This window comes from Sphingomonas epibiotica (assembly GCF_039615155.1).
In the GTDB taxonomy this organism is placed as follows: domain Bacteria; phylum Pseudomonadota; class Alphaproteobacteria; order Sphingomonadales; family Sphingomonadaceae; genus Sphingomonas.
On the sequence record NZ_JBDGHY010000002.1, the window covers coordinates 341886 to 357691 of the forward strand.

Consider the following 15806-nt stretch of genomic DNA (forward strand, 5'->3'; position numbering starts at 1 on the left):
CGCAACGTGTTGCACGAACCCATCATTCAAGCCGGTGATGTCGACCCCGACGTCACGCAGGCAATCCGAGATTTCCGCAGCGTCGCTGCCCGCATTCGCGATCTGAGCGGCCGCGCGATATCGCTTCCGGCCGACGACAAGCGCCGCAAAGCGCACGAGGCGCAGATCGCGGCTGATATGGACCTGTTCCGCGCTCGCGCCGAACGGATCGGCGGCGGCTGGACCGAGCAGTCGCTACTGATCGCCGTCCAGGCCGATATCGACGCCCAAGCCCGCCGCGTCCGACACCCGCGCTACGCTACCGAACGGGTCTATGCCGACCGGGTGCAGCAGGCGATGGCTCGCGAGGCGACGGCGAAAACTGCGCTCGACGCGGCGCAGATGGAGCTCGACGCGGCGACCAGCGAGCGGGAAGCGGCAGAGCACGCCTCGCGCGAGTTCGACGCGCGGAGGCGGCGGGCATGATGCGGCGGCTCCCCAACGGCGCGAGCGAAGCGCTGCTCGACATCGCCCTGACCGTGGTGGTCATCGTCGCCATTCTCGCGACGGTATCGCTGATTTGGTACGCGTTCGACTGCATCAGCAAGGCGGTGCTGTCGTGACCGCGCGCACGGTTCGCGTCAGCGGCGCCATGGCGCGCGCCGCCACCGTCACCGTTGACGCCGCCCCGGCGCAACCTGCGCGCGGCGATCGCGGGCGCGGCGACGCGCTGGTCGCGGTCGGTATGTGGATCGATCAGCGGCTTGAACGCGCGCTGGTGCCGTTCGGCGCGTTCGCCGTCGCCTACTTTGCCGGCCACATCGCGCTGTCGTGGGCGAGAGGGATGCTCTGATGCCGAACTACGTAACCTCCACTTGCCGGGTGCATGGGCCGGCGGACGATGTCGCTCGTTTGAAGGCGGCCGTATTCCGGACGGCCCCAGCCGACCATTCGGACGCGGGCGGCACGCTGTTCGACTTCAATGCCATTATTCCGATGCCGGGTTCGGTTTCAGCGGCTAGCGAGAGCACGGCGGCGGAGGAAGGCATGGCCCTGATCGCCGCTCGCGGATCGCGAGGCGCGCCCTATGATCGACTTGGACTGTATCAAGCGCGCATCGATTGGATTCGTCAGGAAGCGGGCCTGCCGGCTGACGCGCCCATCGCCGATGTCGCGACCGCCTTCCTGAAGAAGTACCCGGATTGGGAAGAGCAGGGCAAGGCACGCATCCGAGCGTTGCTCGATAGCGGGTACGCAAGCTGGTATCCTTGGGCGATCGCCAATTGGGGTACGAAGTGGGGCGCTTTCCGGTACGCTGAGACAGGCAGCGAACCGTTCGCCTTTCGGTTCGAAACGGCGTGGAGCTTCCCGACTCCGATTTTCGAAGCGCTCATCGCGCAGTACCCGACACTGTCGTTCGAATGCGCCACGTTCGACGAGGGATGGTGCTTCGCCGGACAGGGGTGGTTCAACGGGCCCCCGGGATCGGCACCGTTCGCTGAGGGCAAGGCCACCGACGATCTATACCGTCTGGTCTACGGTGAAGAGCCGCCGCAGGACGACGACGAGGATGACGTCGATGGCTGACACCGGAGACTTCGCCGCGATCCTCGAACAGCAGCACCTCGAACGCAGCCTCGCCGCCGCGCGCCAGCCGGTGCCGGTCGGCGAACCGGGCGAATGCCAGCGCTGCGGCGACGATAGCCCGCGCCTCGTCAATGGCTGGTGCGCGCCGTGCCGCGACGCCGAGCCGCGCCGGGTGAGGCGGGTCTGATGCCCGTCCAGCACCGCCGCGTAGAGGTCGCGCCCGGCCACTGTCTGCTGGTCCGCCGTGCGCGCGGCGCCACCGACGAGCCGGGCTGCATCATGGTACGGACACGCACGCTGCCGCCGTTCGCGCTGGCGGTCGAGAAATGGGACGCAGGGGAGATACAGAAATGACGACCTTTCAGGAACGCGTTCGCCCATGGCTGCTCGCCTGCTTCGGCGAGATGATCGCTGGCGATCGGGAGGAGCGGAATCATCGCTTCCTCGAGGAAGCACTGGAACTGGTGCAGGCGTGCGGCTGCTCGGCGAGCGAGGCTCATCAGCTGGTCGATTATGTGTTCGGCCGCGAGGTCGGCGATCCGCCGCAGGAAGTCGGCGGCGTGATGGTGACGCTCGCCGCGCTTTGCCTCGCCAATGATCTCGATATGCACGACAGTGCCGAGACCGAATTGGCCCGCATATGGACCAAGGTCGAGGCGATCCGCGCGAAGCAGGCAGCGAAGCCCAAGCATTCGCCGCTGCCCATTGCGGTGCCGGCGACGTCGCAGGCCAGTAACCCGGCCGCATGGTTCTACGCGTTCAGTGAGGACGCCGAATGGTGGCATCGCGGTGCTGCGACCTATAGCGAAACCTTGGACAAGGCTCTGCCGGAGGCCGAAGGCCGACCGATCTATATCCAGCAAGCAAAGAGCCTGACGCCTCGTCTGACCGACATTGCTGGTGCGGAAGAGGTGATTGAGCGCATCAGCGAGGACGAATGCTGGGGTGAGGATGGCTGGGAAGGCGATGGCAGCACAGACGGGCTGCAGCGTCGGCTCGATGCGGCAGTCGCGGAATGGTTCGCCGAGGAATGCAGCCTGACGGGCGCGTCGCTGGACTTCATTGGCGATTGCAAGGTTATCCCGGCACCGGAAGGTGGCGCATGATCGACCAGCCGCCCGCCTTCACCTGCACTGTCGTGCGCGTCCACGACGGCGACGGCCCGCTATGGTGCCGCGAGGGGCCAAAGGTCCGCATCGCCGGCGTCCAGAGCCCCGACTTCGCAAGCGCCGCGCCATGCCGCGCCCGCCGGCCGGGCTATACCTGCTCGGACGTCAAGGCGCGCGCCAGCCGCCGGATCGTCGAGCGCCTGACGCTCCGCAAGGTCATGCGCTGCCAGCCGGTCGACCGTAGCTACAGCCGCGTCGTCGCCCGCTGCACGCTGCCGGACGGGCGCTCGCTCAGCTGCGCGACGATCGCCGCTGGCGCGGCCGTGCGCTGGGACCGGTATTGGCGGCGCTATCGCATGGGCGGCTGCGTCTGACGCCCCGATGATTGGAAGGGAATACCCAGCATGCGCGCGGTTATCTCCGATTGTGGCCTGTACCGTTATCGGCTCGAACGGCTGTGTCAGGGCGGCGGGGTCACGGGCGTAATCATGGTCAACCCGTCAACCGCCGACGGCTCGGCCGACGACCACACGATCCGCAAGCTTCGCGGGTTCGGTGATCGCAACGAGTGGGGCCGATTGCTGGTCGGCAACCTGTTCGCCTATCGCGCGACGGATGTTCGTGAATTGGCGAACGCTGCCGATCCGATAGGTCCGCTGAACGACGGGCACCTGAATATCATTTTCGGCGAGGCAGATCGGGTGGTCTTCGCGTGGGGTCCGGTGACGAAGCAGCCGCCGGGCGTCCGTCACCGCTGGATGCACGTGGCGCGCATGGCTACCAGCTTGGGCCACCAGCCGCTATGGATCGGCCCTGTCGCGAAGTGCGGGCATCCGAAACATCCCCTGACGCTTGCGTATTCCCTGCCACTCTCGCGCTGGACGGCGCCGAGCGCATGAAGCCGATGGAGCGCCTCGCCCAGCTGCGCGCCCTATCCGGCAAGGGGCTGCCCAAGGCGGACGCGGCGGCTCGCGTCAGCATGACCGTCGCCGGCGTCGACACGTTGCTGTACCGGCTCGAAGGAACGACGAAATGGCCGATCGCCAGATGACCGCTGCGCTCAACCGCGGAACGGCCCGACCGCGCGGCGCTGACGGTGATGCTTGCACCTGGTGCCTCGGACACCAGCCGCCCGACTGCTATTGCCAGGGTGTCGTCGACTATCCGGGGCTGGACGGCCTCAACGCATATGCCAGCCGCACCCACGGTCGGTCGCTGATTGCCCTTTGCTCGCTGGCGATCGACGATCCAGACGAGGACCACTCGGTTGCCGAGGCGGCGTTCACGACGCGCGACCGGCTGGTGGCGAAGCACGGCATGCCCGATCCGGCATGGCTGGCGCGGGAGCGGCAATGGCTGCGGCCCCGGTACGATTACGCCAAGCGGGCGCGGGCGCAGTTCCGGCATCTGGATGCCGCGTGGGCGGCCGATCCGCACCGAACAGACCGGACGCCGCCCAGTCATACCGCTGTCGTGTTCGCCGCGATGGGCCGGTCGATGGGGCTCGCCATCGACATGAGTTACGGCACGAAGCCGACCGAGAGAAAGGAAAAAAGCGATGGGTGAAGCCATCATGAGCATCGGCGACGTCCGCCGCCGCACCAGCTTGTCGACCGCGACGATTTATCGTCGCGTCGACGCCGGAACGTTCCCGCGCAAGGTGCCGCTCGGTGGCCGGCGCGTCGGCTGGTACGAATCCGAGGTCGCGCGGTTCGTGGCCGACCCGGTCAACTTTCGCGTGACGGAAGGCGAGGGGGCGGGAGACCGTCCGTAATCATGTCCGCCCAAATCGCGGCAAGCTCGCGTCGCCGTTTCGAATATTTCGCCCGGTTATAGGCGAATTCGCTGCCAGACATGCCAGCCGGCCGGTGCGCCAGCATCAGATCGACCATCAGCCGGTCCCCCTCGCGCCCGTGCTCGATCGTCCACTCGTTCATGATCGTCGAGAACGCCGCGCGCCAGCCGTGCGGCACATGTCGACCCTTATAGCCCAGCCGCTTATATGCCGTAGAGATCGCGGCGTCCGACATCGGCAGGCGGGTTGCCTTCGCGCTCGGGAAGAGCAACGCCAGCCGCCCGGACAGCGGGCGCAGCGCATGTAGAACAGCGACCGCCTGGGGCGGCAACGGCACGTCGTGGTCGAACGCCTCGTCGTCCTTCGCTTCGACGTCGAGCTTCATTCGCTCCGCAGGTATTCGCCAGGTCGCATCGGGGGCAGGGGCGTCGGGTGCTTCCCAATCGATCCCGCTGAACTCGGACCACAGAGCGGTGCGCAGAACGCCGACGCGCACGCCGGTCAGCGCCAGCAAGCGACTGGCATGCTTGACCAGCAGGCCGGCCGTTGAGCGCTCGACCGCCAACTGCAGTTCGAGCAGGCCGGGCAGATCGGTGATCGCGGGCTGTTTCGCGCCGCGCGGCGTCGGCTTGAGCGCGCGGCCGATCTCGGCGGCCGGGTTGCTCGTCACCAGATGCTCGCCCTTCGCGCGCACGAACACGGCCGAGACATAGCCACGGATGCGCTTGGCGGTCTCGATCGCGCCGCGGCGTTCAACCTTTCGGAGCATGCGCAGCACGGTCGGCCCGTCGATCTCGGCAATAGGCAGCTTCCCGATCTCGGGAAAGACGTCGCGCTCGAGCGCTCGCACCACAAGCGTGGACTGCCCGGCCGACCAGCGCGCCTGTTCGTCAGCGTGCCACGCGCGGGCGGAAGCCTCGAACGTGCTGCCAGCCGCCGCGACCGCGCGGTGCTTTTCCAGCCGCGCCTCGATTGCCGGATCCTTGTTCGCGCGCAGCGTGCGCTTGGCCGCCTCGCGCATCTCCCGCGCTTCGGCGAGCGACACGTCGCCGTAGAGGCCGAACGTCAGCACCTTCTCCTTGCCGCCGTACCGGTACTTCATCCGCCACGACTTCGCGCCGGTCGGCGACACCCAAAGGTACAGGCCGCCGCCGTCCGCCAGCTTGTAGGCCTTTTCCGTCGGTGCGGCGCTACGGGCCTGGGCTGCGGTCAACGGCACGGTAGGTATCCTCGCACTCTTGGGGGTATTCTTGGGGGTATCTGTACGTTCTCTATTCGTTCCAGTCACGCATTTCTGCGGTGGATTGGATTGAATTCGATAGGTGCCGGGCCCACCAAATGCTTGCGTCGCGGCCGATACCGGCCTAGGCGCAACCCTTCGTCGGGGAGTGGCGCAGTCTGGTAGCGCGCCTGCTTTGGGAGCAGGATGTCGCAGGTTCGAATCCTGTCTCCCCGACCACTTTATCGCGAAAGCGACGGATTTTCGCCATTTTGCGTGGCTTGCTATCGTGGTCTGTAACACGGACCGACTACACGATGGTAGGACACGCCGAAAGGCAAAGGCCCTTGGCCCATATCCCCCATACCCGTCGAACGAACGGCCGCTATGTGTTCCAGCGTCGCGTTCATTACCGAAATCTTATCTCGAAACCGGTACCGCTCGCGCTGGGCACCGCCGATCCGAAGGTCGCGCGCACCCGCGCGGCGATCCTGTCGGCGCGCTTCGTCCGGGTTAAATCGAGCGTGGATGCAATGCTGGAAGACGGAAGACGCCTCACCGGACCCGAGATCGAGGCGCTGTTCCGCAATGCGCTCGAAGCCGAGCTCACCTCTTATGTCCACAGTGCGTATGAAAATGCGTCCTGGTCGTCGTCCGTGCCCGAGGTCGCCGCGCAGGAAGCCGAGGCCTATCGGATTATCCGCCGCCCCGACCGTCATCTCGGGCTGACGGACCAAGACCGGGCCGAACTGGTGGCGCGCGGACTTGGTGCCGACGTCCCGGCAATCGAGGACTATGCGCAGCAGATTCGCGATCTGCTGACTGACGCTGTGGTCGCAAAGCGGCTCGACGCGATCGGCGCGCCGATTCACGCGGACACCATCGCCGTCGCCCGGACGCACCTGATCCGCGCCGCGGCAAGTGCTTGCACCCGGGTCCAGCGCGTATTCGACGACGACATCATGGACGCGGCCGACCCCATCGCCGCGCTGATGGCAGATCTTGGTCCCCCAGCCACACTGCCGAAGCCGGTAGCAATCACCGAGCCGGTGGTCGTCCCGATCACGCCGCCGATCGACAGCCAGTTTCAGGTCTATGACCCGCGTCCGTTCAGTGCCGCGATCGACGACATACTGACCGACCTGAAAACAGACGGTATCTGGAAGGGAGACTTGCGGCAGCAGCGCCGCATCATGGAAACATTCGCCTGGATCACCGGGGACAAACCGCTCGGCGCCTACAATCACCTCGATGCGGCGACGTTCAAGAAGGGCATGCAGAAACTGCCTGCCCGCTTCTATTATGGCTCGCTGACCGAGGGTGCCATGTCGCGCCCGTTCGCGGACGTCCTCGCCGAGCTGCCGCCGGTTGCTCCCGCCGATCGGCGCAATCCCAAGACCATCAACCGCGACCTGTCGACCATGGCAACCGTTGCCAGGCACCTGGCTACCACGTCATGGAAGCCGCGCCTGCCGGGCACGACGGTGATGGATTTCAGTGCCGGGCGCATCGCGATCAAGGTCGATCCCAATATCGACACCCGCCCGCCGTGGACCACGGCGCACCTCGAACATCTCTTCGCCTCTCCGCTCTACACCGGCGGCGGTGGCGCGCTGAAACGCCTGCGCGACGCTGGACGCGACCGGCAGGTCTGGCACGACGCCGCGTATTTCCTGCCACTGCTCTGGTTCTACCACCATAGTTGCCGCGAGGAGACCGCAGGGCTTGAGGTCGCCGATGTCGTCACGGACCACGCCGTCCCACACTTCCACATTCGCGATAATCTGACCCGTGGTCGCGACGGCGAAATGGCAGGAGAAAAGCGCGGTGCGCGCAACCGCAAGCTGCCGATTCATGCAGAACTGATCCGGCTCGGCTTTCTCGACTATGTCGATGCGATCCGGGCCGAGGGGCATGTCGCGCTTTTTCCCGAACTCTACGTCAACGAGGAGAAGCGCGGCGGCGCGCATTTCTACGAACGCGCCTGGCAGCATATGGTCGATTACATCGCCGAGCGGCTACCACTGCCCATGAACCCCGCCGGCAAGGGGCCGGACATCCATTCGATCCGCGCGCTCGGGTCGAGCTTCTACGAGGTCGATGGCGTCAATGCGTTGATGCGCGCGGACGTCATGGGCCATGCCCGTGAAGGGACGAATGGCAAGCACTATTCGAAGCGCATGGCGACGGAAGGACTCGATGTCGTCCTCCCGGAGCGGCGCGACTTCATCGAACGCTACGTCCCGACAATTACCGGCAACATCGAGCCGCATCCGATACGGCTGCTGCCGCTCGAAAAGCGTTCGCGGGTCGGTTCCGGCATCACGCGCAAGCGTCGCAGCGATGCCGGGGTGTCACGGACCGGAGACGGTGGCGATCGATAAGACCGTTACTCGCCGAACAGGTCGGCGTGCGTTCCAGCCCTGACGAAGATGATGGTGCCGCCCTTACCGGCACCGTCGTCTGTTTTGTAGATGAGCAGAAAGTCCCCGCCGACATGGCATTCGCGGTGCGAAGACCATTCGCCCTTAAGCGGGTGATCCTTCCACTCCGGCCCCAGCGGCGCGTCGTTGGCGATGAGCAGGAGCATGACGGCCTTCAGCCGGTTCATGTCATACCGGCCCGAACCGGACAGGCGCGCCCAATCCTTGCTGAACGCCTTCGTATAGTCGCAGGCACGGGGATGAGAGGCGCGCTTGGTCCGAGCGCCCTTAGCCATCCAACGTGCCGATCATCGCCTCGCCATTCTCGAACCGGTCCGCACGCGAGGCAATGATGGCATCCGCTTCGAGCATCGCTTGCCGGGTGGCGGCGTTGGGTACCTTCAGTTCGAGCGGGAGCGCCTGATCGGCAACGATGCGGTGATAGAGAAGCCGCACCGCATCCGCCGCCGACAGGCCCATCGCGGCGAGCGCTGCATTGCCCTTGGTCTTGATGTCTTCGTCCAGCCGGACGTGAAGCATGGTAGAGGCCACCGTCGACTCCTGTATCTCAAATGAGATACATAGAACCAAGGCCATCTTGGTCAAGGTTCTATGTATGCCGCGGTGGGCTACTGCCTTCCAATCGGCCGGCCCTGCCTTCCGCCCATCCGCATCCAGCGGCCGGCTATGCCCGAACCCAGCCGACTGCCGGGTCACTGGGTCTCGCTGCTAGGACAGGATCGGCAGCGTCGACCAGCGAAAGCCCGCCTGCGCCATCAGACGGGTCGTGGCGCACCGCCTTCGCCAAGCCACACCAAGTCGCCGCTGCTGTTCCGAGGACGCGATCCAGGCCGGATGACGCTCGCCCTTTCTGACGCCTGTCTTCCAGCGCCGTGCCGTGACGATCGCGTGGCCATGCGGCGAAACGAGCCATTCGCCACCAGTTCCCTCGAGCGCATGGATTGCCCAGGCGACGGCGGCGCCTTTGCTGGACAATTCACGCTCAAGGAAACCCCTGAACATCCAGTGCCAATGTGACGGCGATACGCTTTCCGGAATCTGCGCCATGACGTGCCAGGCGCTGACGGCGGTCGGATCGCCGGTTGCGAATGCCGCCTCGTCGGCATCCTGCCAGATCCGATAGCCCTCGGTCGCCCATAGCGGAGCGTTGGCCGGCAACAGCAGGCCAGCGCCGCGGAGCTCACACCGTCGTTCCGCGAACGCGGCAGGCATCGGACCAAAGCGGTCGTCGACGTTCGAGTCTCGCCAGATGTAGGCCGCGTTGCACGTCGCTGTCTTGTAGCTCGGCATGCGGTGAACCAGCCGCCAGTCCTCGGAGATTGGCCGAATCTTGAAGTCGATCGCGTCGGCAGGCCGGCGATTGCGGGGCGGAGCTGAGAGGAGGGCACGACGGGCGTCGGCAAGTTCAGCCTTGGTTATGAACATGGGCGTCTCCTAGAAACGACGACGCCGCCCGAATCAGGGGCGGCGTCGTCGGAAGCATCGTGATTCACGATGTTGATGGTGAGGGATGTCAGGCGGCGATCTTGAGCCGCTCGTGTGAGATGGCGTCCTTGAACGTGCCCCCTGGCGGCACCCAGAGCGCCCCTTCCAGTTTCCGCGGTGCCTCTATCGCGGCCGCGTGTTGCCAGCGACGCCAGGCGATCTCCTCTCCCCGCGCCCTGCGGTGTTTGGGCGGCAGCTTGGCGCTGGTCAGGAACGACCGTGGGCCGATGAACCAACGGCGATCACCGGCCAGCAGTTCGAGCGGTGCTTTCTCGTCCGCCGCATACAGATGGACGTCTGGGATCCATGCCACGTCTGCACCTTGCCGAACCGCCAAGGACACGCCCAACGGTTCGTCGACGTCCAGCGCGAAGGCGACGTGGACCAGATCACTTCCCTTGTCGGCCGCGACCTGCGTCAATTCCAACGCTTGTGAAACGTCGCGCGGCGAGCTGGAGCACCATGCCGTCGTATGGAACGGCAGCGCGTAGGCCGGATAGTTCATCAAGGTGCGCAGGGCGATGCACCAAGCCTGTGCACGTTCGAGATATGGTGAGGTCATTATGGTCTCCTGTTCGATGATCACGGTCTGTCTGCCCCGGGTTCTTTTTCCGCTCTGCAACAGACCCTGCCTTCTTCATTTCTCGTCAGGCAGGACTGCCGGTTGGCACCACTGCGTTCATGCGCCGGCGGCGCAGAACCCAGGCGTCGGTCGCCGCCTCGGCCTCGAGCCCGGACACGCTGGCCGCGCGGACGAAGGTTCGCCAGATCGCCAGCGCCTCGTCCGCGAGGTCGCGGCGAAGCCGGTCGGTCGCGCCAACCGCCCAGTCGCCAGTCATCGCATCGATGTTCCAGGCGGGCGCATAGATCGCCATCTCCTTCGCGACTTCGGCAAACGGGGGGGCACCAGCACCGCCATGCTGCAGTGCCATGTCGACGACGCCGCCGGTGAGCAGCAGGCGGAGCCGTTCGAGGAAGCGATGGGCGATTGCTGGTGGAGCTATCGCGGCCGCGTCGAGCAGTGCCGGGATGAGGCCGTGGTCGACGTTCCAGCCGATCAGCATGGCCTCGCCCGGCAGGCGGGCTGCCGCCCATTGCAGCAATGTGCTCTCTGCCTCGCCTGCCGGAATAGCATGGGCGCGACGTGCAAAGCGCCACTGCCCCTTATCATCGCGTTCGGCGATGAAGAGCGCGATGCCGATGAGATGCTGCCCGGCAGCGTGAGCGCCATTGAGGGAGGCCGGCATCGAGACGGTTGCGGCGGTTACTGCGACATAGATGGGGTTCGTGATCATTCATGCTCCGATGGACACATGTCATCGCGCCGCCGGCATTGCCGGCGGCGGATGTCTCCGTTGATGGATGGACCGGGCCTTGCTGCCCGGCGGATCAGTGTGCGCTGGCGGCGAAGGCCTGCTCGTCGCGCTCCTGCGCGAGCCGGAGCTCGGCATCGGCGAATGCCCTTGCGGCGCGAAAGCCCGGTGCATGGGCCAGCGCCCAGCGGGCGGGTGGGCACTCGGCGAACCCGCGAAAGGGTTTGAGGTCAGGCGCCGTCTGGAGCCAGACGGCGAAGTCCGCCAGCGGCAGCGCCAGTTCGGCCGGGTCAGCGTTCTTCCACGCGGCCCAATGGAGCCATACGATCCATGTGGCGATGGTGTCCTCGGCGACGTAGCCCAGAACCGCTTCGACATCGCCCGCACGCCACAGGGCGCCAACGTCGGATCCGTGGATCGACGTCTTCACGGGGATTTTCAGCGTCTCGCAGACCGCCGCCAGTGACAGTGTACGCGACGAACCATACCCGGACATCTGATCGGCAAGATCGCAATGGGTCGTATCGTAACGGCCGGCCTGAGCCTGCCGCGCCAGACCCGGGAGGCCGAACAGATGGTGGGACATCGCCTGCAGCCGAAGAACCGGAAGATCGAACCCCTTCGAGTTCCAACCGATGCCGACGACTCCGGCCGGGAGGCAGGCATCGACCTTGCGGTAGAACGCCTCCTCTTCGTTGTGGTGACAGACCAGCACATTCAGTCGGAAGCTGTGCGCGCCATCGGTACCGCGCGTTGCAGCCAGAAACGCCGCCGCTACCGGCCGGTGCCGGGGGATCGGCGGAAAGCTGCCGTCCGTCGGTTCGTCCTGGACGATAGTTTCGATGTCGAACGCAACCACCCGCTCCGTAGGGTGATCGTCGCGGGGACGCTGTTGCCAGATACCCATATGCTATTCCTTAGGTCGAAGGACGCACCGCCCGGTGGCGGTGCGGATCGATCGGAGCGGCGGCCGCGACATGCAGCTTTTCCCCAACTCCTGACCGATCACGACGTCCGCTTCAGACAGGGCTCTGCACACGCCGCACACCGACACAGGAATGGCGCACACCAATTGCTGTCCGCATTGGGATATGCCTTTTCTCGGAAGGTCCCGGCGATTGGCGCCGTCGTGTTCCCGCCTCGACAACGTTCACGGCACGATCTGGACCGACTGGATTATGAGGCTTTGCCGCGAACCGGCATCCGAAAGGGATTCCAGAACGGATGACGCTTGCCACCGGGACTGCGCATATCCGCAGCGGTACGGATCGGCGGCAGCGACCTCAGACGTTGCTCGACCTTGCGACGGATATAGCGCGCGATCGCCTCGATCTCGACAGCAGTCAGGACGGTGTAGTTGCCTCGCGACACGCCGTGCCTGCGCAATGCGGCGATCAGCGGACCGTATTCCGTGCTATCGGCTTCCTGCCGTTCCGCCGCACCTTGCTCCTGCCAGCGGCGTCGTTCGGCGGCATCGACCTCTGCGATCATTTGCTCAGCCAGTTCGATCGTGACGATATGGCCAAGCGCCTCCGCGAGCGGCTTTTCCAGCTTGCGGATCGCGTTGGCGCGGTCCGTCCGGAGGCGGTCTCGCGTGTCGTCGACGTAGGTCTGAACGCGGAAGGCGTTCACGAGCATCCGCCGCGCAGGCTCTCCGGCGGTGCCCCGCTGGTCCCCGTCGTTTGCGCGGATGCGGGCGAGCGCGTCGTCGATGGCACTCCATCGGCCATTGAAGCGGTGGGCAAGGTATTTAAGGGTGGTAGTCAGGTCCTTCACAATTGATCTCCGACAATGTCGGCTGTTGTAGGTTCGCTTCCTGTTCGCTCCAAGCGAACGCGCAAAGTCCCGATGGGGTCGAAGACGCAGCGGGGCGCCCGAGGACGCCGCGCGTCCGATCAGAGGCGCGTCAGCGCCGACCCAGACGAGCGACAGTAAGGACACCCGCCTGAAGAGGCGGCGCAGCAAACGTGATGCCCTGCACCACGTTTGCGGTATTGCGCCTAAATTTCTTGATCGTTCAAATGATGGATTTCCTATCGTAAGTCAATCCGATGCCACCCTTACGGCATGAAAGCATATTGTTCGTAAAGTTTACCTGCATGTTTCGCTCAGGACATTTCCGCTTACGCAAGTATCGTTCTTGCGAGACATGGCAGATTTTGGGATGTAAATGGATCTCCGCCTGAGATCGGACTTCTTCCGAACCGGCGGAGGACTTCACGTTGCAACATCTTCAGACGGCTCTTGATGCATTGATCGGCGTCGCAACCGACCTGGTCGTCAATGCCGCCGCATCGTCGGCGCGCGGATATACATCGGTTCGCGAGACCGCGACCAACCTGCGGAGCGAGGCGGCGCTCCAGCAGATTGTCGGCCCCGCGCTGTACAAGTTCGCCAGCGGCATGTCGGCAGAAGTCGAACGCCGTGCGACTCCGCGGTTCAAGTCGATCCTCGCGCATCCGCGTCACGGGCGTGAGCAGCTCATCGACGAACTCGACGACGCGGACACCGAAATCAACACAGCCATTCATGGGGTCGGGTCATCGCCCACCGCAGCAGCGCACTTCCGCGTCGCGCTTGCGGTCGTTCGCGTCCGTGCCATCACCATGGCGTTGGGCCAGAATGCATTCGCAGGTCCCCGGGGAACCAAAGGGGGCGGCGGACCGACGCCACGTCGCCGGGCGATCAGGGCGTCCGATCTCGGCGAGGACGTGGCGCGATGTGTGATCGCTGCCATCGACGCCGGCGATGGGTGGCATGCGGCCTTGGAACCGCTCCGCATGATGGAAACGACCGATGCGAACCGCAACGGCGTGGCAACCAAGATTCTGGCGTTCGCGGACATGGAGGATGGCCACACCATTCTGGAACGCATCGCCTCCAGCGTGCGCCCGCACTTCCCGCCGCCGGTCCAGCCGGCGTCGACAGATTCGCCGGCATCCGATGTCGTGGTCCAGAACGTCAGCAAGCGGATCGAAGTCGCCAAGGCAGATCGCGTGGTTGCCACGGCCGCCGAGCGCCGTCCAGCTATCGACGGGATGGGTCGCCGGCCGTCCGCTCGGGAAATCGCGCGTCGGCGCAAACAGGAGAACTCGGCGCGATGAACCTCCGAATCTCGCCATTCGCCCGCGCGCCGCCCGATCGACAGTCCGTGAAACTGCAAAATCATACCGGAGATGTGAGATGAATATGAATAATTCTTATCGCTACCTGCACCTGTTCGAGAAGGAGAAGGGCGGCGTCGGATCGACGGGAAGCCTCGTGTCGGCTGCGCATGCCGTGATGATGCGTGGCGAGCCCGTGGTCTTCATCGAGTGCAGCGTGACCCAGAGCGACGTCTCGAACGCCTATGCGAACCGGCACACGGTGCATGAGGTTGACCTGAAAAGCGACGACGCCGCAGACCAGATTCTCAGCGCTGTCCAGCAAGCGGAACCCGGCGCGCGGATCTTCGTCAACGTGCCCGGGGGGCACCTCGACGATCTCGATCGCGTCCACGATCTCGTTCGATATGTGAAGAGCAAATACCCCGATCTCATGCAGGTCGCCGTCACTTGGACGATGGGCCTCGATGCCGCCTCCCGCACGACGCTGGATGTGCTGCGGGAGACCGACATCCCGGGTCAGCTCATCCTGAACCTGCCGGAGTGGCATGGCGAGCTGAAGAACTACAGCCACGTCGACCAGGATCTGCTCGACAGCATCCAGGCGGAAGGGGGCATCGTCCTGGACATGCCCAAGCTCCACCCGCACCTCTACGACCGGTTTCGCAAGGACGAAATCGGCTTGGACGTGCTGTCCCAGGCTCGGGGCATGTCGTTCGGAAACGTCGCCGCATTCGAAATGTGGCAGGACCGGATCGCCGCGAAGCTGGCGGACATCTACTGATGTCCGGCGGCACGTCAGCGATCGTCAATGTGTACATTGCGATCTACGGCCACGCGCCTTCGCCCCAGACGACGAAGGCGCTGATCCGCGCCGAGCAGGTGCTCGGCATCACTGAAGAAGATGCGCTCGCGAGATTCTACGTCGTCCTGCTGCACTCCGCCGATCGCATCGACGATGCCATCGATCAGCGTAAGGCGGACGAGAAGGAGTTAATCAAAGATCTGCGTGGCGCGACGAGGAACCTGGCGACGATTATCCGCGAAGTCGACGACGCCGGTCGCAAGGTGATGCGTACCGCGAAGCGGCGTGGTTCGGTGCTTTCGGACGACGATGTGGTTGCAGTGGATCGGTCGGCGTCCCCGCTGTTCGCCTATCTGCGTCACGCCTTCTATTTCACCAGCTTCGGCGAGGACGACGAGGAGCGTATCCACGCCGCGCGCCTGGACCTCTTGGCTACGGTCGTGCTGTTGGTTCTCAGCGCTGGCACGATCTGGGGGATGTTCCGGCTGTTCCCAGTGTGACACCGTGACGGCGGGCCGGACGCTGCCTGGTCCGCCTATTGATTATATTAAGTCACCGGGGGGCCTACTACCGACGGAAACCGGCTTTGCAGAAAGCCCGCGCGGCGACCAGGATCTGCGTGTGGCTGAGCTTGCGGTGCGCGGAGATCGTGCTGCGGCTGATGGAGAGCCACTTGCGGCAGGCCTTCGCCTAGCACTTCCAGCGGCACCAATTCTTCGGTTCCCAACTGTCGTGTGACGCGAAATGGCCGCGGACCGGCTCACCGCCGTGTTCTTCGTGTAGGACACGGCGGCTATCAGAGCCGACTAGATGCGGATCCCGTCGGTTGTTCAGTTGGCCGTCCGCCGAGGCATGGGGAATTACGGAGCGCAGGAACTCGCAAAAAGTCGACCGGCGCCGATCGTGATATACGGCGACGCTTGGCGGGTCGGTATCGCCGTCCTAGAACGGTGACAGGGAGCGTGA

General features: G+C 65.0%; 24 protein-coding genes and 1 tRNA gene. 17 read left to right on the plus strand and 8 right to left on the minus strand.

What is annotated here, in order from left to right; translation table 11 throughout:
- The first annotated feature begins 6 nt into the window (after nucleotides 1-6).
- From AAIO73_RS05380 to AAIO73_RS05435, 12 genes are read left to right on the plus strand one after another with little or no spacing between them, the layout of a single operon-like run.
- Nucleotides 7-465 (plus strand): hypothetical protein, encoded by a 459-nt coding sequence (locus tag AAIO73_RS05380; protein ID WP_345876715.1) that lies wholly within the window; start codon nucleotides 7-9, stop codon nucleotides 463-465.
- Entirely contained in the window at nucleotides 462-602 is a 141-nt protein-coding gene (locus AAIO73_RS05385) for a hypothetical protein (RefSeq protein ID WP_345876716.1), read from the plus strand. The genes AAIO73_RS05380 and AAIO73_RS05385 overlap by 4 nt, the downstream gene beginning before the upstream one ends.
- The gene (locus AAIO73_RS05390; protein ID WP_345876717.1) at nucleotides 599-832 is read left to right on the plus strand and encodes a hypothetical protein; all 234 of its coding nucleotides are present in this window, start codon (nucleotides 599-601) and stop codon (nucleotides 830-832) included. Before AAIO73_RS05385 ends, AAIO73_RS05390 begins: the two co-directional genes overlap by 4 nt.
- Entirely contained in the window at nucleotides 832-1566 is a 735-nt protein-coding gene (locus tag AAIO73_RS05395; RefSeq protein WP_345876718.1) for a DUF1281 family ferredoxin-like fold protein, read from the plus strand. The genes AAIO73_RS05390 and AAIO73_RS05395 overlap by 1 nt, the downstream gene beginning before the upstream one ends.
- Complete coding sequence (locus tag AAIO73_RS05400) at nucleotides 1559-1753, plus strand: conjugal transfer protein TraR (protein ID WP_345876719.1); 195 nt, start codon at nucleotides 1559-1561, stop codon at nucleotides 1751-1753. The genes AAIO73_RS05395 and AAIO73_RS05400 overlap by 8 nt, the downstream gene beginning before the upstream one ends.
- On the plus strand, nucleotides 1753-1920 hold the full coding sequence (locus AAIO73_RS05405) for a hypothetical protein (protein WP_345876720.1): 168 nt from the start codon (nucleotides 1753-1755) through the stop codon (nucleotides 1918-1920). Before AAIO73_RS05400 ends, AAIO73_RS05405 begins: the two co-directional genes overlap by 1 nt.
- Nucleotides 1917-2672, plus strand: coding sequence for a hypothetical protein (locus AAIO73_RS05410; protein WP_345876721.1), 756 nt, complete (start codon nucleotides 1917-1919; stop codon nucleotides 2670-2672). Before AAIO73_RS05405 ends, AAIO73_RS05410 begins: the two co-directional genes overlap by 4 nt.
- A complete protein-coding gene (locus AAIO73_RS05415; protein ID WP_345876722.1) occupies nucleotides 2669-3049 on the plus strand; it encodes a thermonuclease family protein in 381 nt (126 codons plus the stop codon). Before AAIO73_RS05410 ends, AAIO73_RS05415 begins: the two co-directional genes overlap by 4 nt.
- Before the next feature lie 30 nt (nucleotides 3050-3079).
- On the plus strand, nucleotides 3080-3574 hold the full coding sequence (locus AAIO73_RS05420; protein WP_345876723.1) for a DUF1643 domain-containing protein: 495 nt from the start codon (nucleotides 3080-3082) through the stop codon (nucleotides 3572-3574).
- Entirely contained in the window at nucleotides 3571-3726 is a 156-nt protein-coding gene (locus AAIO73_RS05425) for a hypothetical protein (protein WP_345876724.1), read from the plus strand. Before AAIO73_RS05420 ends, AAIO73_RS05425 begins: the two co-directional genes overlap by 4 nt.
- Nucleotides 3708-4241, plus strand: coding sequence for a hypothetical protein (locus tag AAIO73_RS05430; RefSeq protein WP_345876725.1), 534 nt, complete (start codon nucleotides 3708-3710; stop codon nucleotides 4239-4241). Before AAIO73_RS05425 ends, AAIO73_RS05430 begins: the two co-directional genes overlap by 19 nt.
- Entirely contained in the window at nucleotides 4234-4449 is a 216-nt protein-coding gene (locus AAIO73_RS05435) for a helix-turn-helix transcriptional regulator (RefSeq protein ID WP_345876726.1), read from the plus strand. The genes AAIO73_RS05430 and AAIO73_RS05435 overlap by 8 nt, the downstream gene beginning before the upstream one ends.
- Here AAIO73_RS05435 and AAIO73_RS05440 read toward each other — a convergent pair.
- Nucleotides 4403-5689: a tyrosine-type recombinase/integrase gene (locus AAIO73_RS05440; RefSeq protein WP_345876727.1), complete on the minus strand. Its 1287-nt coding sequence runs from the start codon at nucleotides 5687-5689 to the stop codon at nucleotides 4403-4405. The two genes, AAIO73_RS05435 and AAIO73_RS05440, sit on opposite strands and share 47 nt — an antisense overlap.
- 163 nt (nucleotides 5690-5852) lie before the next feature.
- Between AAIO73_RS05440 and AAIO73_RS05445 the strand changes: the two genes are divergently transcribed.
- Nucleotides 5853-5929 (plus strand) — tRNA-Pro (locus AAIO73_RS05445).
- A 107-nt stretch (nucleotides 5930-6036) separates the two neighbouring features.
- Nucleotides 6037-8073 (plus strand): hypothetical protein, encoded by a 2037-nt coding sequence (locus AAIO73_RS05450; RefSeq protein WP_345876728.1) that lies wholly within the window; start codon nucleotides 6037-6039, stop codon nucleotides 8071-8073.
- Between the two features lie 5 nt (nucleotides 8074-8078).
- On the opposite strand, the gene AAIO73_RS05455 is transcribed toward AAIO73_RS05450, so the two are convergent.
- The 7 genes from AAIO73_RS05455 to AAIO73_RS05485 form a co-directional block, all read right to left on the minus strand.
- The gene (locus AAIO73_RS05455) at nucleotides 8079-8408 is read right to left on the minus strand and encodes a type II toxin-antitoxin system YafQ family toxin (protein WP_345876729.1); all 330 of its coding nucleotides are present in this window, start codon (nucleotides 8406-8408) and stop codon (nucleotides 8079-8081) included.
- Nucleotides 8401-8664, minus strand: coding sequence for a type II toxin-antitoxin system RelB/DinJ family antitoxin (locus AAIO73_RS05460; RefSeq protein WP_272815364.1), 264 nt, complete (start codon nucleotides 8662-8664; stop codon nucleotides 8401-8403). The genes AAIO73_RS05455 and AAIO73_RS05460 overlap by 8 nt, the downstream gene beginning before the upstream one ends.
- Before the next feature lie 177 nt (nucleotides 8665-8841).
- Nucleotides 8842-9558, minus strand: coding sequence for a MobA/MobL family protein (locus tag AAIO73_RS05465; RefSeq protein ID WP_345876730.1), 717 nt, complete (start codon nucleotides 9556-9558; stop codon nucleotides 8842-8844).
- A gap of 88 nt (nucleotides 9559-9646) precedes the next feature.
- Nucleotides 9647-10204 carry a hypothetical protein gene (locus AAIO73_RS05470; protein WP_345876731.1) on the minus strand — a complete coding sequence of 186 codons (558 nt, stop codon included), beginning with the start codon at nucleotides 10202-10204 and terminating at the stop codon, nucleotides 9647-9649.
- A 61-nt stretch (nucleotides 10205-10265) separates the two neighbouring features.
- A complete protein-coding gene (locus AAIO73_RS05475) occupies nucleotides 10266-10913 on the minus strand; it encodes a hypothetical protein (RefSeq protein ID WP_345876732.1) in 648 nt (215 codons plus the stop codon).
- Nucleotides 10914-11007: 94 nt separating this feature from the next.
- The gene (locus AAIO73_RS05480; protein ID WP_345876733.1) at nucleotides 11008-11838 is read right to left on the minus strand and encodes a 3'-5' exonuclease family protein; all 831 of its coding nucleotides are present in this window, start codon (nucleotides 11836-11838) and stop codon (nucleotides 11008-11010) included.
- Between the two features lie 269 nt (nucleotides 11839-12107).
- On the minus strand, nucleotides 12108-12707 hold the full coding sequence (locus tag AAIO73_RS05485; RefSeq protein ID WP_345876734.1) for a hypothetical protein: 600 nt from the start codon (nucleotides 12705-12707) through the stop codon (nucleotides 12108-12110).
- Nucleotides 12708-13333: 626 nt separating this feature from the next.
- Between AAIO73_RS05485 and AAIO73_RS05490 the strand changes: the two genes are divergently transcribed.
- The 3 genes from AAIO73_RS05490 to AAIO73_RS05500 all read left to right on the plus strand — a co-directional run bounded on the left by AAIO73_RS05490 (nucleotide 13334) and on the right by AAIO73_RS05500 (nucleotide 15340).
- Nucleotides 13334-14035, plus strand: coding sequence for a hypothetical protein (locus AAIO73_RS05490; RefSeq protein WP_345876735.1), 702 nt, complete (start codon nucleotides 13334-13336; stop codon nucleotides 14033-14035).
- Nucleotides 14036-14114: 79 nt separating this feature from the next.
- Nucleotides 14115-14819: a Clp protease/crotonase-like domain-containing protein gene (locus AAIO73_RS05495; RefSeq protein WP_345876736.1), complete on the plus strand. Its 705-nt coding sequence runs from the start codon at nucleotides 14115-14117 to the stop codon at nucleotides 14817-14819.
- Nucleotides 14819-15340, plus strand: a complete 522-nt coding sequence (locus AAIO73_RS05500) for a hypothetical protein (protein ID WP_293966106.1) — start codon at nucleotides 14819-14821, stop codon at nucleotides 15338-15340. The genes AAIO73_RS05495 and AAIO73_RS05500 overlap by 1 nt, the downstream gene beginning before the upstream one ends.
- Nucleotides 15341-15806 lie beyond the last annotated feature (466 nt).